Annotated in this window: 13 protein-coding genes; 12 read left to right on the top strand and 1 reads right to left on the bottom strand. The window is 68.9% G+C overall.

Annotated elements, in window-relative coordinates:
- Positions 1 to 137: 137 nt before the first annotated feature.
- From ACIOJD_RS01240 to ACIOJD_RS01195, 10 genes are all read left to right on the top strand, one after another.
- On the top strand, positions 138 to 878 hold the full coding sequence (locus ACIOJD_RS01240; RefSeq protein ID WP_401907607.1) for an enhanced serine sensitivity protein SseB: 741 nt from the start codon (positions 138 to 140) through the stop codon (positions 876 to 878).
- 534 nt (positions 879 to 1,412) lie between these two features.
- A complete protein-coding gene (locus tag ACIOJD_RS01235) occupies positions 1,413 to 2,198 on the top strand; it encodes an enhanced serine sensitivity protein SseB C-terminal domain-containing protein (protein WP_401907606.1) in 786 nt (261 codons plus the stop codon).
- Positions 2,199 to 2,731: 533 nt separating this feature from the next.
- The gene (locus tag ACIOJD_RS01230; RefSeq protein WP_401907605.1) at positions 2,732 to 3,730 is read left to right on the top strand and encodes an ABC transporter permease; all 999 of its coding nucleotides are present in this window, start codon (positions 2,732 to 2,734) and stop codon (positions 3,728 to 3,730) included.
- 47 nt (positions 3,731 to 3,777) lie between these two features.
- Positions 3,778 to 5,532, top strand: a complete 1,755-nt coding sequence (locus ACIOJD_RS01225; RefSeq protein ID WP_401907604.1) for an ABC transporter substrate-binding protein — start codon at positions 3,778 to 3,780, stop codon at positions 5,530 to 5,532.
- A gap of 252 nt (positions 5,533 to 5,784) precedes the next feature.
- Complete coding sequence (locus ACIOJD_RS01220; RefSeq protein WP_401888456.1) at positions 5,785 to 6,795, top strand: ABC transporter permease; 1,011 nt, start codon at positions 5,785 to 5,787, stop codon at positions 6,793 to 6,795.
- Positions 6,792 to 7,898: an ABC transporter ATP-binding protein gene (locus tag ACIOJD_RS01215; protein ID WP_401907603.1), complete on the top strand. Its 1,107-nt coding sequence runs from the start codon at positions 6,792 to 6,794 to the stop codon at positions 7,896 to 7,898. Before ACIOJD_RS01220 ends, ACIOJD_RS01215 begins: the two co-directional genes overlap by 4 nt.
- Entirely contained in the window at positions 7,895 to 9,073 is a 1,179-nt protein-coding gene (locus tag ACIOJD_RS01210) for an ABC transporter ATP-binding protein (protein ID WP_401907602.1), read from the top strand. The genes ACIOJD_RS01215 and ACIOJD_RS01210 overlap by 4 nt, the downstream gene beginning before the upstream one ends.
- Before the next feature lie 68 nt (positions 9,074 to 9,141).
- On the top strand, positions 9,142 to 9,810 hold the full coding sequence (locus tag ACIOJD_RS01205; protein WP_401907601.1) for a trimeric intracellular cation channel family protein: 669 nt from the start codon (positions 9,142 to 9,144) through the stop codon (positions 9,808 to 9,810).
- A gap of 128 nt (positions 9,811 to 9,938) precedes the next feature.
- Positions 9,939 to 10,817, top strand: coding sequence for a thioesterase family protein (locus ACIOJD_RS01200; RefSeq protein ID WP_401907600.1), 879 nt, complete (start codon positions 9,939 to 9,941; stop codon positions 10,815 to 10,817).
- Between the two features lie 108 nt (positions 10,818 to 10,925).
- Positions 10,926 to 11,978: a helix-turn-helix transcriptional regulator gene (locus tag ACIOJD_RS01195; RefSeq protein ID WP_401907599.1), complete on the top strand. Its 1,053-nt coding sequence runs from the start codon at positions 10,926 to 10,928 to the stop codon at positions 11,976 to 11,978.
- Here ACIOJD_RS01195 and ACIOJD_RS01190 read toward each other — a convergent pair.
- Positions 11,863 to 12,819: an alpha/beta fold hydrolase gene (locus ACIOJD_RS01190; RefSeq protein ID WP_401907598.1), complete on the bottom strand. Its 957-nt coding sequence runs from the start codon at positions 12,817 to 12,819 to the stop codon at positions 11,863 to 11,865. The two genes, ACIOJD_RS01195 and ACIOJD_RS01190, sit on opposite strands and share 116 nt — an antisense overlap.
- Positions 12,820 to 12,984: 165 nt before the next feature.
- On the opposite strand from ACIOJD_RS01190, the gene ACIOJD_RS01185 reads away from it, so the two are divergent.
- Both ACIOJD_RS01185 and ACIOJD_RS01180 read left to right on the top strand, forming a co-directional pair.
- The gene (locus ACIOJD_RS01185; protein WP_401907597.1) at positions 12,985 to 14,148 is read left to right on the top strand and encodes a cysteine desulfurase family protein; all 1,164 of its coding nucleotides are present in this window, start codon (positions 12,985 to 12,987) and stop codon (positions 14,146 to 14,148) included.
- Positions 14,149 to 14,434: 286 nt separating this feature from the next.
- Positions 14,435 to 14,944, top strand: a complete 510-nt coding sequence (locus tag ACIOJD_RS01180; RefSeq protein ID WP_401907596.1) for a hypothetical protein — start codon at positions 14,435 to 14,437, stop codon at positions 14,942 to 14,944.
- The last annotated feature ends 105 nt before the right edge of the window (positions 14,945 to 15,049 follow it).

Genomic DNA, 15,049 nt, shown 5'->3' with positions numbered 1-15,049 from the left:
CGTGTCCCCTTCCCGAACCCGCACGCCTGCCCCCTTTCCGAACCCGCCCGCCGCATCGTTCTCGTAACCTGCCCGGCGCAGCGTCCGGCCTGCGGAGTTAGGGTGCTGCCGCAGGGTCGAGGGTGGAGGGAAAGACAGTGAACACAGCATGGCCGGGCAACGAGCTCGAAGAGGTGCTTGCCGCCTCGCTCGGCGTCGACGGGGCGGGCGGACGGCTCGTCGAAGTACTGGGACGCAGCGAAGTCTGGGTTCCGTTGCCCAACGGGGGCGGCCCCGGCAGCCCCAACCTCGATCTGCCGACGATGGAGATCGAGGGCTCCGCGTACATCCCGGTGTACAGCTCCGAGCAGCAGTACCTCCAGTGCGTCGGCGCCCATATGCCCTTCACCGTCGCCCCGGCCCGTGAGTTCGCCCGGGGGCTGCCGCCGCAGCTCGGCATCGCGGTCAATCCGGGCGGCATGGTCGGGATACCGCTGCCGCCCGCCGCCGTCGCCGAGCTGTGCCGGGTGGGCCGTACGCCGCTCGACGGTCCGGCGAGTGGGGGACGCGTCCGGCTCTTCGAGCCGGACTGGCAGGAGGAACCGGTCGATTTCCTCGCCGCCGCCGCCGGGGAGTTCGAGGAGTCCGGCGTGGTGCTCTCCGCCCGGCGCGCGCTCGCCAGTGTCGAGGGCGAGTCACCGGTTCTCTTCGTCGGGGTCCAGCTCTCCTCCTGGGAGGGGGCGGACCGTAACGCCCCGATGGACGCGCTCGGCCGCGCGCTGCACCGGGTGCAGGTCGGCTGGCCGGTCAATCTCGTCCTGCTGGACGTGGCGCAGGACCCGGTCGGAGACTGGCTGTTGGCGAAGGTGCGGCCGTTCTACGAGCGCCGTCACGCGTAGAAGTCACGCGTAGAAGTCACGCGTAGAAGTCACGCGTAGAAGTCACGCGTAGAAGTCACGCGTAGAAGTCATGTGGAGAGGTCACGTGGAGAGGGCACGCGTAGAAGTCGCGTGGAGAAACGGTTCCGCGTAGAAACAGTTCCGCGTGGAAGCGGTTCCGCGTGGAAACCGGTGGCCGACGGGCTCGTCGGGCCGGTCGTCGGCGGCTCGTCGATATCGGTACGGGTACGGACGCGCGCCCGGGGTACGTCTCCTGGGGTACGTCCGGAAAGGACCGGTCCCGCTCGCCTACGCGGAGGGCGCACCGGTCGTCAAGTCTGTGTCGGAGCGGCCGCCTAAGCTGGTTTGATGGCAGGGGCGCCGCGGTCGTGCGGCGTTTCCGGCCAGAGGCATGGTGGCTGCCGTCGGCCGTGGGTTTTCCGTAGGTTCCCGGGGCCGCCGCATCGTGTGTCCCGAGGCCCCTCCACCGTGGGCCGGCGGGGGACATCGGGGGAGCCGGGCGAATGGTGGATCGAACGAGGGGCGGGACCCAGAGTGAGCGCGTCAGGCACCGCGGCGGCCGGGCAGGTCGAGAACATGCTGCGCCAGGTGACCCCAGGGCGCTATGACGCGTACGAGGCACTCCTGCACGCCATCGCCGACGGCAGCGTCTGGATGCTGCTCTGGCACGGCCAGGCCGGTTCGCCCGACGCCCAGTACGGCAACATGGAGATCGACGGCCTGGGCTACGCCCCCTGCGTCACCTCCGCCCAGGAGCTGTCCGTCAGCGGCTGGACCCGCGCGCATGAAGTGGTCACCGGCCACGACGTCGCGCACGCCCTCTACCCCGACCGCTGGGGAATCTGGCTCAATCCGCATGCCCCCGGCGGCGGTGTCGGCATCCCCTGGCTCGATCTGCGCCGGATCGCCACCGGCCTCGACCGGATGCCGGCCGGACCGCTGCGGCTGTCCGAACCGGCCATCGCGCTGCCGCAGTTCTACGCGATGCTCACGCAGAACGCGCACCGCACCCCCGCCGTCCGCTCGCTGCGCCGCGCGTGGGTGCAGCCGGCGCTCGGCGCCCCGTACCTGGCGATCGGCCTCGACCTGTACGACACGAGCGGGCCCTCCGTCGACTCCGTGCGCACGATGATGCGTCAGTCGGTCACGGCCGTCCCCGACGGGCTTCCGGTGTCCACCGTCGCGATGTCCGACGAGTACGACCCGGTGGCGATGTGGCTTCAGGTCAACTCCCGGCCGTTCTACGACCGTGAGGCGCATGTGGCTCCCGCGCCGGCGGGCGGTTACGGCTACCCGCCGCCGGCCTCGCGCGCGTACTGACCGTCCCCCTCCGGCGCATACGTTCCGCCCCCGGCACACGTTTCACCGGCCTTCCGGTCCGACCGGACCTCGCGCTTTTTTGGCCGTCGCGTGGCGCGCGTGGCGTGTCCGGGCGAAGCCGGGCCCTGCGGCATGCATAGGACACCCACGGTTCCGAAGCGCTGACCAGGCGTCACATCGTGGCCCTTCGTGCGCCCGGATGTGCCCCTGTTCTCGACCGTATGACGCCAGTTGGGCGTGATGTCGGATGTGGAGGAATAGTGGACGAGTTGGTCCGCTGACGTGATCCCCGCGTTCGCATAACGGTAATCCTTTGATCGCATCACGGTTGGGCAACCATTCCCCGAGAGGGCTGGCGGGTGATCGTGAAGTAGCAGAAGACTCCGTGCAGCAAGTTGTCTAGGCCTGTGTGCGGCGCGCTGACAGAAGCAGCTCCCGTCGCGGCACGGCCACTTGCGACATGTGATCTGAACGAGCCGCTACAGCGGCGGTCATGGGCCGGCCACCGTCGGCCGAGAGGGGTCTCCAGCGCAATGACGGCACCTATCGAGACCACCGGTTCGGCGGCGCAAGCACCGCCGGAAGCGGTGCTGAAGGGCGCCGGGGGCAAGCAGATCGAGGGCCGTTCGCTCGGCCGGATCGCGTGGACGCGCTTCAAACGGGACAAGGTCGCCATGGCGGGCGGCGTCGTCGTGATCCTGCTGGTTCTTGTCGCCGTACTGTCCAAACCGATCCAGTCCGTCTTCGGGCTGGACCCCAACGCCTTCAACCAGGACCTGGTCGATCCCACCCTGCTCGCCCCGAAGGGCAGCTTCGGCGGCATCAGTTGGGACCACCCGCTCGGTGTCGAGCCGCAGACGGGGCGCGACATCCTGGCCCGCATCATCGAGGGCTCCTGGGTCTCCCTCGTGGTCGCCGCCGGATCCACCATCCTGTCCGTCGTCATCGGCGTCGTGATGGGTGTCGTGGCCGGCTTCTACGGCGGCTGGGTCGACAGCGCCATCAGCCGCCTGATGGACACCTTCCTGGCGTTCCCGCTGCTGCTCTTCGCGATCTCCATCTCGGCCTCGCTCCAGGGCAACGCGTTCGGCCTCGAAGGGCTGCCGCTGCGTATCGCCGTCCTGGTCTTCGTCATCGGCTTCTTCAACTGGCCGTACATCGGCCGGATCGTGCGTGCGCAGACACTCAGCCTGCGCGAGCGCGAGTTCGTGGAGGCGGCCAGGTCACTGGGCGCGCGTGGGCCGTTCATCCTCTTCCGGGAACTGCTGCCCAACCTGATCGCACCGATCCTCGTCTACTCGACGCTGCTCATCCCCACGAACATCCTCTTCGAGGCGTCCCTGAGCTTCCTCGGCGTCGGTATCGCCCCGCCGCAGTCCTCGTGGGGCGGCATGTTGTCCACCGCGGTCGATCTCTACCAGGTCGACCCGATGTTCATGATCATTCCCGGCATGGCGATCTTCATCACCGTGCTGGCCTTCAATCTGCTGGGGGACGGGCTGCGCGACGCACTCGACCCTCGTGGCAAGTAATCGCGGGCTCTCACCGCACCGGTCGATCGAGGGGGCTTTTCCTCAGCATGAACAGCAGAAAGACGGCATCAGCGATTGCTGTGACGCTCGCGGTGGCACTGGGTGCTACCGCCTGCGGTGGCGGCGGCAACAGTGACGGCAACGGAGGCGGCGACGCGAAGGCCGACGCCGGTCTGAGCAGCATCGTCAACAAGAGCGACAAGAAGGGGGGGACGGTCACGTACGAGCACGCCAGTGGCCCCGACTCCCTGGACCCGGGCAACACGTACTACGGCTGGGTACAGAACTTCGCCCGCCTCTACGCGCGTTCCCTGGTCACCTTCAAGCCGGCCGCCGGCAAGGAAGGCCTCCAGGTCGTCCCCGACCTGGCGACCTCGCTCGGCAAGGCCAGCCCGGACGCCAAGACCTGGACCTACACGCTCCGCAAGGGCGTGAAGTACGAGGACGGCACCGAGATCACCGCCCAGGACGTCAAGTACGCCGTCGAGCGCAGCAACTTCGCGCCCGAGGCCCTGTCCAACGGTCCGACGTACTTCAAGGCGTACCTCGACGGCGGCGACAAGTACAAGGGTCCGTACAAGGACAAGTCCGCCGAGGGACTCAAGTCCATCGAGACGCCGGACAAATACACGATCGTCTTCAAGCTCAACAAGCCGTTCGCGGACATGGACTACCTGGCTGCCTTCTCGCAGACCGCTCCGGTGCCGCAGAAGGCAGACAAGGGCGCCGAGTACGTCAAGAAGATGGTCTCCTCGGGGCCGTACAAGTTCGACTCGTACAGCGAGAGCAGCGGCGCGACGCTCTCCCGCAACCCCCAGTGGGACTCGAAGACGGACCCGATCCGCAAGGCGCTGCCCGACAAGATCGAGCTGAAGCTCAACGTCAACGCCCAGACCATTGACGAGCACCTGCTGACCGACGCGATCACCGCGGACATCGCCGGTACCGGTCTTCAGTCCAAGACGCAGCCGAAGGTCCTCCCCAAGCCGGCGGAGAAGGCCAAGACGGACAACCCGTACGCGGGCGCCACCCAGTACCTGGCGATGAACGTCAACGTCGAGCCGTTCAACAAGCCCGACTGCCGCAAGGCCGTGCAGTACGCGGTCGACAAGGTCGGCATGGTCAACTCCATCGGCGGCTCCGTCAAGGGCGACCCGGCCACCACGCTGCTCCCGCCGTCGGTGAGCGGTTACAAGAAGTTCGACCTGTACCCGTCGGCGGGCAACAAGGGCGACGCGGCCAAGGCCAAGGAACTCCTCACCAAGTGCGGTAAGCCGAACGGCTTCAAGACCACGCTGACCGCGCGCGCCGACCGTCCCGACGAGGTCCAGGCCGCCACGCAGCTCCAGGAGAGCCTGAAGAAGGTCGGCATCACCGCCGAGATCAAGACCTTCCCGGCGGACAAGTACTTCACCGACTTCGTGGGCGTTCCGGACTGGGTTCACAAGAACAAGGCCGGAATGATGATGATGGCGTGGGGTGCTGACTGGCCCACCGGCTTCGGCTTCCTCGACCAGATCGTCAACGGTTCGGCGATCAAGCCGTCCGGTGGTCAGAACCTGATGGAGCTGGACGACCCGAAGATCAACAAGGCGCTGACCGACGGCATCGGTATCGTCGACGACGCGGCCCGCCAGGCGAAGTGGGGCGAGGTCGACAAGCTCGTCCTGGAGAACGCCTCGGTCGTCCCGCTCTTCTACAAGAAGAACCTGCTCTACCGGCCCGAGTCCGCGACGAACGTCACGGTCGCCGAGTCCTACCTGGGCATGTACGACTACGTGCTCATGGGTTCGAGCAAGTAGCAGGTAGTACGAGCAGGTAGTACGAGCACGTCGTACGAGTAAGCAGGTCGTACGCGTGAGCAGTACGAGCACGTCGTACGAAGCACCACCTGGTCCGACCTGGTCGCGTCCGCCGCGTTCACCGCGCGGACGCGGCCGGGGCCAGTAAGGACCCTCACACCTGTACATCAACAAGCACCCCCCTCGAAAGGCAGGTGAAGGTGTCAGGCCGGCCGGGCGCATCCCGTCCGCACGGCCCGGCACCGCACGGCTGTGGCTGCGTACATCATCCGACGCGTCTTCGCCGCGGTGTTGCTGCTGCTGGTGGTCAGCGCAGTCACGTTCGCGATCTTCTTCCTGGTGCCCCGCCTCGGCGGGCAGACGACCGACTCGATTGCCGCCCAGTACGTCGGCAAGAGCCCGGACCCTGACGTCATCGCCGCCGTCAAGAAGAACCTGGGGCTCGATCAGCCCCTCTATCTCCAGTACTGGAACTTCATCAAGGCCATCGTGGTCGGCGCCGAATACAACTTCGGCCCCAACCCCTCGGTGTGCAACGCCCCGTGCTTCGGCTACTCGTTCAAGACGCACGTCGAGGTCTGGCCCGAGATCGTCCAGCGCATTCCGGTGACCTTCTCGCTCGCCATCGGCGCGGCCGTCATCTGGGTCGTCACCGGTGTCGCCATCGGTGTGCTCTCCGCGCTCAAGCGGGGATCGATCTTCGACCGGCTGACCATGGGCATCGCCCTGGCCGGTGTCTCGCTGCCGATGTTCTTCACCGGTCTGGCGTCCCTCGCGCTGTTCAGCTTCAACTGGCCGATCTGGGAGAACCTCCAGTTCGTACCGTTCGAGGAGAACCCCGCCGAATGGGCCTGGAACCTGGTCCTGCCCTGGTGCACGCTGGCCTTCCTCTACTCGGCTCTCTACGCGCGCCTCACCCGTGCGGGCATGCTGGAGACCATGGGCGAGGACTACATCAGAACCGCGCGGGCGAAGGGCCTCAAGGAGCGCAAGGTGGTCGTCAAGCACGGCCTGCGCGCCGCGCTCACCCCGCTCATCACCATCTTCGGGATGGACTTCGCGCTTCTCCTGGGAGGCGCCGTCATCACGGAGCGCGTCTTCTCCTTCCAGGGAATGGGCGCGTACGCCATCCAGGGCGTGACCCGAAGTGACCTGCCCATCGTGATGGGTGTGACACTGGTCGCCGCCTTCTTCATCGTTCTCTGCAATCTGCTGGTGGACCTCGTGTACGCCGCGATCGACCCCCGGGTGAGGCTCTCATGAGCGACGTGCGCAAGACGGACGCGAGCGAGGGCGTGGCCGCCGAGGCGGCGGCCACGACGGCCACCACGGCCTCCGCCTCCGCCGAGAAGTTCCTGTCCGTACGGGACCTCCGCATCCACTTCGACACCGACGACGGCCTGGTCAAGTCCGTCGACGGGGTCAGCTTCGACCTCAAGGCCGGCCAGACCCTGGGCATCGTCGGTGAGTCCGGCTCCGGGAAGTCCGTGACCTCGCTGGGCATCATGGGGCTGCACAGCTCCGAGCGGGCCCGTATCTCGGGCGAGATCTGGCTGGACGGCGAGGAGCTGATCGGCGCCGGACCGGAGCGAGTGCGCAGGCTGCGCGGCCAGAAGATGGCGATGATCTTCCAGGACCCGCTCTCCGCGCTGCACCCGTACTACAGCATCGGCTCGCAGATCGTGGAGGCCTACCGCGTCCACAACTCCGTCGACAAGAAGACCGCCAAGAAGCGGGCCGTCGACATGCTCGACCGGGTCGGGATCCCCGAGCCGGCCCGGCGCTACAACGACTATCCGCACCAGTTCTCCGGCGGTATGCGCCAGCGCGCGATGATCGCGATGGCCCTGGTCAACAACCCCGAGCTGCTGATCGCGGACGAGCCGACGACGGCGCTGGACGTGACCGTCCAGGCGCAGATCCTCGACCTCATCCGGGACCTCCAGAAGGAGTTCCACTCGGCGGTCGTCATCATCACCCACGACCTGGGCGTCGTCGCCGAGATCGCCGACGAACTGCTGGTGATGTACGCGGGGCGTTGCATCGAGCGCGGAACCTCCGAGAAGGTCTTCTACCAGCCCCAGCACCCGTACACCTGGGGCCTGCTGGGCTCGATGCCCCGCATCGACCGGGACCAGACCGACCGGCTCGTGCCGGTCAGGGGAACACCGCCCAGCCTCATCAACGTCCCCTCCGGCTGCGCCTTCCACCCGCGCTGCCCGTACGCGGACGTGCCCAAGGACAACATCACCCGCACTGAGCGTCCGGAACTGCGGCAGATCACCGACGGGCACTTCTCCGCCTGCCACATGTCGCCCGCGGAGCGGGAAAAGATCTGGACCGAAGAGATTGCGCCGAAGCTGTGACTGAGCCGAACACGAAGATTCCCCAGCAGGGGTCGGAGCAGGGGGCACCCGAACCGCTCCTCAAGGTCACCGGCCTGGTCAAACACTTCCCGATCACCAAAGGCGTACTGAAACGCAAGGTCGGCGCGGTCCAGGCGGTCGACGGACTCACCTTCGACGTGCGCCCCGGCGAGACCCTGGGTGTCGTCGGCGAATCCGGCTGCGGCAAGTCGACCATGGGCCGGCTGATCACACGGCTGCTCGAACCGACCGGTGGAAAGGTCGAGTTCGAGGGCCGGGACATCACGCATCTGTCCGCCGGCGCCATGCGGCCCATGCGCCGCGACGTACAGATGATCTTCCAGGACCCGTTCGGTTCGCTGAACCCGCGCCACACCGTCGGCGGGATCATCAGCACCCCCTTCAAGCTCCAGGGCATCAAGCCCGAGGGCGGCCTGAAGAAGGAGGTCCAGCGGCTGCTGGAGCTGGTGGGTCTGAGCCCCGAGCACTACAACCGCTACCCGCACGAGTTCTCCGGTGGCCAGCGGCAGCGCATCGGTATCGCCCGCGCGCTGGCGCTCAACCCGAAGCTGGTCGTCGCCGACGAGCCGGTCTCGGCGCTGGACGTGTCGATCCAGGCGCAGGTGGTGAACCTGCTGGACGACCTCCAGGACGAACTGGGTCTGACGTACGTGATCATCGCGCACGACCTCTCGGTCATCCGCCATGTCTCGGACCGGATCGCGGTGATGTATCTGGGCAAGATGGTCGAGCTGGCGGACCGCAAGTCGCTGTACGAGTCGCCGATGCACCCGTACACCAAGGCGCTGCTGTCGGCCGTGCCGGTGCCGGACCCGAGCAGGCGCGGCGGGAAGAGCGACCGGATCCTGCTCAAGGGCGATGTGCCGTCGCCGATCTCGCCGCCGAGCGGCTGCCGGTTCCACACCCGGTGCTGGAAGGCGACGGAGGTCTGCAAGACGACCGAGCCGCCGCTGATCGAGCTGGCGCCGGGCCACCAGGCGGCGTGCCACCACCCGGAGAACGCCCCGGACCAGCGTCCGCAGGACACGGTGTCGGTGGCGGACCGGGAGACGGTCGAGCTGGCGGAGGCGCCGGCGAAGACGGCGAAGACGGCGAAGACGCTGTCGGCGGAGGCTTCCGGCTCGAAGGACCAGGGAGCCGTCACCAAGGAGTAGACGGGGCCCGTTCCCGTCGGTTCACCGCCCGCCCGGGACCCGTTCCGGGCGGGCGGCACAATGTCGGGGTGTTCCACGACTTTTTCACGCCCTCCGTCCAGCACGCGCTCGACCTCGCCGGAATCTTCGTCTTCGCGATCTCCGGCGCCCTGCTCGCCGTACGCAAGAACTTCGACGTCTTCGGCATGGCGGTGGTGGCCGAGAGCACCGCGCTGGGCGGAGGGCTGATCCGTGACCTGATCATCGGAGCCGTCCCGCCGGCCGCCTTCACCGACCTCGGCTACTTCTCCATGCCGCTGGTGGCGACCGCTCTGGTGTTCTTCCTGCATCCGCAGGTGGAACGTATCCAGGGCGCGGTCAACGTCTTCGACGCGGCGGGGCTCGGGCTGTTCTGCGTGACCGGCACCACCAAGGCGTACGAGTACGGCCTCGGCCTCACCTCCTCGGCGGTGCTCGGTCTGACCACGGCGGTCGGCGGCGGTGTGCTGCGTGATGTGCTCGCCAACGAGGTTCCCTCGCTGCTGCGTTGGGACCGGGATCTGTACGCCGTCCCGGCGATCGTCGGCGCCACGATGGTGGCGCTCTGTATCCGCTTCGACGCGCTCAACGGGCTGACCAGCGGAATTGCCGTACTGGCCGCCTTTGTCCTACGGCTGTTCGCGATGCGCTTCCACTGGCGGGCACCGCGCGCCTGGAACCGGCGCTCGGACGCGGCCGAGGAGAGTCCGTCCGCTTGAGGACGTCCGTTTGAGTCTGTCTGTTTGAGTCCGTCCGTTTGAGGGCGGGGCCTCGGAGAGAGGAAGGGACGTTACGGACATGTTACTAAGCTACCGCTCAGTAGAGCCTTGTTGTACGGTTGGGCCGCATGGCAGCAGAGGCAACCAGCACGCATGTGTCCACCGGAAACGCGCAAGTGTCCATCGGGAACAGCGAGTTCGACCGGGGCACCGCCGTCATCCGCCGTGGTCGTGAAGAGGGCGCCTACGACGCGCTGCTGGCCCCCGGCTGGACGGTCATGAATGTGGTCAACGGGGGCTATCTGCTGGCGGTGATCGCCCGCGCGCTCGGTGACGCGCTGCCGCACCCCGACCCGTTCGCGGTCTCGGCGCACTATCTCGCGCCGTCGGCGCCCGGCCCCGCCGTGGTGCGTACGGAGACCGTGCGGACCGGCCGTACGCTCTCCACCGGCCAGGCCTCCCTGTACCAGGCGGGGATGGACGGCGGCGAGGTCGAGCGGATCCGGGTCGTCGCCTCGTACGGCGATCTGGACGCGCTGTCCGATGACGTACGGACGGCGGCGAAGCCACCGGAGATCCCGCCCCTGGAGCGCTGCGTCAACACCGCCGAAGCACCCCGCCCCCCGGGCGACTTCGCGCTGACCGACCGGCTCGCCCTGAAGCTCGACCCGGCCACGGTCGGCTGGGCCATCGGCGCGCCCTCAGGCCGGGGCGAGATGCGCGGCTGGTTCGATTTCGCGGACGGCCGTGACGCCGATCCTCTCTCGCTGCTGCTCGCGGTGGACGCGCTGCCGCCGACATCGTTCGATCTCGGTCTCCAGGGCTGGACCCCGACCGTCGAACTGACCGCCCACGTCCGCTGTCGCCCGGCGCCGGGCCCGCTCCGGGTGGCCATCACCACCCGTAACCTCGCGGGCGGCTTCCTGGAGGAGGACGCGGAGATCTGGGACAGCGCGGACCGGCTGGTGGCCCAGTCCCGTCAGCTGGCCCGCGCCCCACGCGGCTGAGCGGGGGGAGCGGCTCGCGGGGCAGCCGTAGCCGTTGGCGCGGGTGCGCCGATGCGGGGAGCGCGCCCCCGGGGCTTCCGGGCCTGCCCGTACGGAATCCTGGGGCGGGTGAAGTCCGACCGCCTTCTGTCGATCCTGCTGCTGCTCCAGACCCGTGGCCTCGTCCCGGCCACGGAGCTCGCCGAGCGTCTCGAAGTGTCCGTACGGACCGTCTACCGCGATGTCGAGTCGCTCTCCGCCTCCGGTGTCCCCGTCTACGCGGAGCGCGGCCGGCACGGCGGGATCGCGCTGCTGCCCGGCTACCGTACCGATGTCACGGGCCTGACCGCCGACGAGTCCCGTGCCCTGTTCGTCCTCGCAGCCCAGGGCGCCCACTCAGCGCTCGGGCTCGACCAGGCCCTCGGCTCCGCCCTGCGCAAGGTGATGGCCGCGCTGCCGGAACCGCACCGCCCCGCCGCCGAGTTGACCAGTCGGCGGATCCTGGTCGACCCGGAGCGCTGGATGCGCGCGCCGAGGCCGCCCGTCGACCTGGACCAGTTGAGCACGGCGGTCTTCGCCGACCGGCGGCTGCGATTGCGCTACCGGCACAGTGGCACGACCGAGCAGCGCGCCTACACCGTCGATCCGTACGGTCTCGTCGTCAAGGCGGGCGTCTGGTACCTCGTCGCCGACCACCGGGGCGCGCCGCGTCTCTTTCGCGCGGACCGAGTCCAGAGGGCAGTCGCGTCCAAGTCGCCCGTGCGGCGCCGGGAGGGGGTGGAACTGGCGGACGTCTGGGCGCTGCTGCGCCGGGAGGTGGAGGTGCGGCCCACGGATGTGTTCGTCCGGGCCCGGGTGCGGATCTCGCGCCTGGACATGTTCCTGCGGATCCAGGGCGTGCAGCTCACCGAGGAACCCGTGACCGAGGCGGACGGGGAATGGGCACGGGTGCGGCTCGCCTATCCCCTTCTGGGCGCCGTGCGTTCACTTCTCGCCTTCGGCGAGAACGTGGAGGTGCTGTCGCCACCGGAGGCCCGGCAGGAGATGACCCGGGCGGCGGCCGCCGTCATGGAGATGTACGGGGCGGGGCAGCCGGGGACGGAGTCGCGGGTGGGAGCGGAGCGGGCGGGAGCGGATTCGGGGGCGTCGCCCGCGGGCGGTCGACGCCCAGGAAACGGCTGACGGCCACGGTGAGTTCCGCCGGGGCGTCCTCCTGGACGAGATGGCCGGCACTCGCCAACAGCCGCAGTTCGGCGCCCGGAACCAGCCCGGCGAGTTCCCGGCCCTTGTCCGGCGGGATCCAACTGTCCTCGGCGCCCCAGCAGATCAGCACCGGCAGGTCCAACTCTGCGTAACGGTCCTGGATCTCGTCCGTGAACCGCTGGTCGTTCTGCTCGATCTGCCGGAAGAAGGCGGGCTGTCCGTCCTCTCCGCACCACGGCTCGACCAGCCGGTCCAGGACGTCCGGCCGCAGGCCCTGGTGGCTCGCGGAGGAGACGTACTCCCGTACCAGCGCCCGGTGCAGAGCGGGCGGCAGTCGCTCGAAGACCTCGCGGTGGCCGCCGAGCAGCCGGTAGGCCGGCGAACCCCAGGGCGCCAGCGCCACCGGGTCGACGAGCGCGAGACGTTCGTAGCGGGCGCCGTGCAGGAGGTGGGCGCGGAGCGCGACACAGCCGCCGAAGTCATGGGCGACGACGGCGGGCCCCTTCGGATCCCGGCCCCCGCCCCCGTCCTGGTCAGCGCCCAGGTCCCAGTGGGCGAGCAACTCCGTGAAGACCCGCGCCTGCGCGGCCAGAGACACATCCTGCCCCGCGCTCTTCTGCGAGGCGCCATAGCCGGGCATGTCCCAGACGAAGACCTGGTGGTCCTGCGCGAGGGCCCGTGCGACGGCGCGCCAGACATACGAGGAGAAGGGCGTCCCGTGCAGCAGCACGACCGGTGGCAGGCCGGGTGAACCGAGCGTGGCCCACCGCACCTCGCCGGAGGAGCTGGTGAATGTACGATCGAGAAGCCAGTCTGTCATGACCATAAGGCTATACGCTCCTGTCGCCGCCAGGAAAGGATGCGGGGTGTCCGACCCGGTACGGCCCGAATCCGGCCCGAATCCGTACCGAATGCCCCGCGATCGCGAACCGGCTGTGCACCGGCTAACCGGAGCCCGCGTCCGGCTCGTAGAATCGACCGCACCATGGCTTACCTCGACCACGCCGCGACCACTCCGATGCTGCCGGAGGCGATCGAGGCGATGACCGCCCAGTTCGCCCTCGCCGGCAATGCCTCCTCGCTCCATGCCGCCGGGCGCCGGGCCCGCCGTACCGTCGAGGAGGCCCGCGAAACGCTCGCCGAGGCCCTCGGCGCCCGGCCCAGTGAGGTGGTCTTCACCTCGGGCGGCACGGAAGCCGACAACCTCGCCGTGAAGGGCCTGTACTGGTCCCGCCGCGACGCCGACCCGGCCAGGACCAGGGTGCTGGCCAGCCCCGTGGAGCACCACGCCGTCCTCGACGCCGTGGAGTGGCTCGGCGAACACGAGGGCGCGACCGTCGAGTATCTGCCGGTCGACGCCTACGGCCGGGTCCTTCCCGGGACGCTGCGCGAGGCCGTCGAGCGCAACCCGGACGATGTCGCCCTCGCCACCGTCATGTGGGCCAACAACGAGATCGGCACGATCCTGCCGGTCCGTGAACTGGCCGACGTAGCAGCGGAATTCGGCATCCCGCTGCACTCCGACGCCGTCCAGGCCTTCGGCCAGACGGAGCTGGACTTCGGCACCTCGCAGCTCGCCGCGATGACCGTTTCCAGCCATAAGATCGGAGGCCCGTACGGTATCGGCGCACTGCTGCTCGGCCGGGAGTACACCCCCGTACCCGTACTGCACGGCGGCGGCCAGGAGCGCCATGTGCGCTCCGGCACCCTCGACGTCCCCGCCATCGCAGCCTTCGCCGTCGCGGGCCGGCTCGCCGCGCGACGGCGCGAGGAGTTCGCCCGCGAGATCGGCGCCCTGCGGGACGAACTGATCGATGCCGTACGCGCGGCGGTCCCCGACGCGGTCCTCGGCGGCGACCCGGACAACCGCCTCCCCGCCAACGCGCACTTCAGCTTCCCGGGCTGCGAGGGCGACTCCCTGCTCCTGCTGCTGGACGCCCAGGGCATCGAGTGCTCGACGGGATCGGCCTGTACGGCGGGGGTAGCCCAGCCCAGCCACGTCCTCCTGGCCACCGGCAGCGACCCCGACCTGGCCAGGGGCACCCTGCGCTTCTCCCTCGGCCACACCACCACCAGGGCGGATGTCGAGGCGGTCGCCAAGGTCATCGGTCCCGCGGTGGACCGCGCGAGGAACGCGGGACTCAGCTAGGCCCTGTCGTTCGGGCGGGGTGGCCCAGGCCGGGACCCGTACGTCCGTACGTCCGTACGTCCGTCAACAGCGCGCCGCGAAGGGCCGGATTTCTGTCGCTCTTCCGGGGGATGGGCGGTCGGCCCGGGGCGTTGCCACAATTTTCAGCGGGTCGGGGGGAAGCCGAACGCCGAGATCGCGGAGACCGTGCGTCCGTACGGTCGTGCGGCCGTGTCGCTGCGGGGCCTGCGTGTGTGCGTTCCTTCCTGTCTCCCGGACCGTGGTCGACGAGACTCAGGAGCGCGCATTGAAGAAGACCGGACGGCTGTCCACCCTCGGCGTGATCGTGGCGATCGGCTCCGTACTGCTCACCGCGGGCACGGCGGACGCGGCACCGGCGAAGTGGGCCAAGCACGATCAAGCGGCGGCTCAGTTCAGGAAGGCGGGCATCACGTCCTCCTCCAGCGGAGGCTGTTCCGACTGGAACAAGAAGACCTGTACGTCGTTCACGAACATCAACAAGGCGACGGTCTCCGGCGCGATCGCGTTCAAGAAGGTGAGCCGCTGCAAGGTCGTCATCACCGGCGGTACCGAAAGGGGACACGCGGCGGGGACGTACAGCCACCGGAACGGCTACAAGGTCGACATGAGTGTGACCACCTGCCTCAACAAGTACATCACCGGTAAGGCCGGCAAGTTCACGTACGCCGGCAAGCGCAAGGGCGACGGAGCCAAGATGTACAAGTCCCCGGCGGGGAACGTCTACGCCCGTGAGGGCAGCCACTGGGACGTCACGTACTACAACAGCAAGGCGTAAAGGTCACCGGTGTGGGGGCCCCGCCGGCCGGGGGGGGGGGCCCCCCCCCCCCCCCCCCCCCCCCCCCCCCCCCCCCCCCCCCCCCCCCCCCCCCCGCCGCCCCCC

It is taken from the genome of Streptomyces sp. NPDC088116 (assembly GCF_044741745.1).
Lineage (GTDB): Bacteria > Actinomycetota > Actinomycetes > Streptomycetales > Streptomycetaceae > Streptomyces.
The sequence above is the reverse complement of the archived record's forward strand: the minus strand, read 5'-3'. Positions and strand labels throughout refer to the sequence as shown.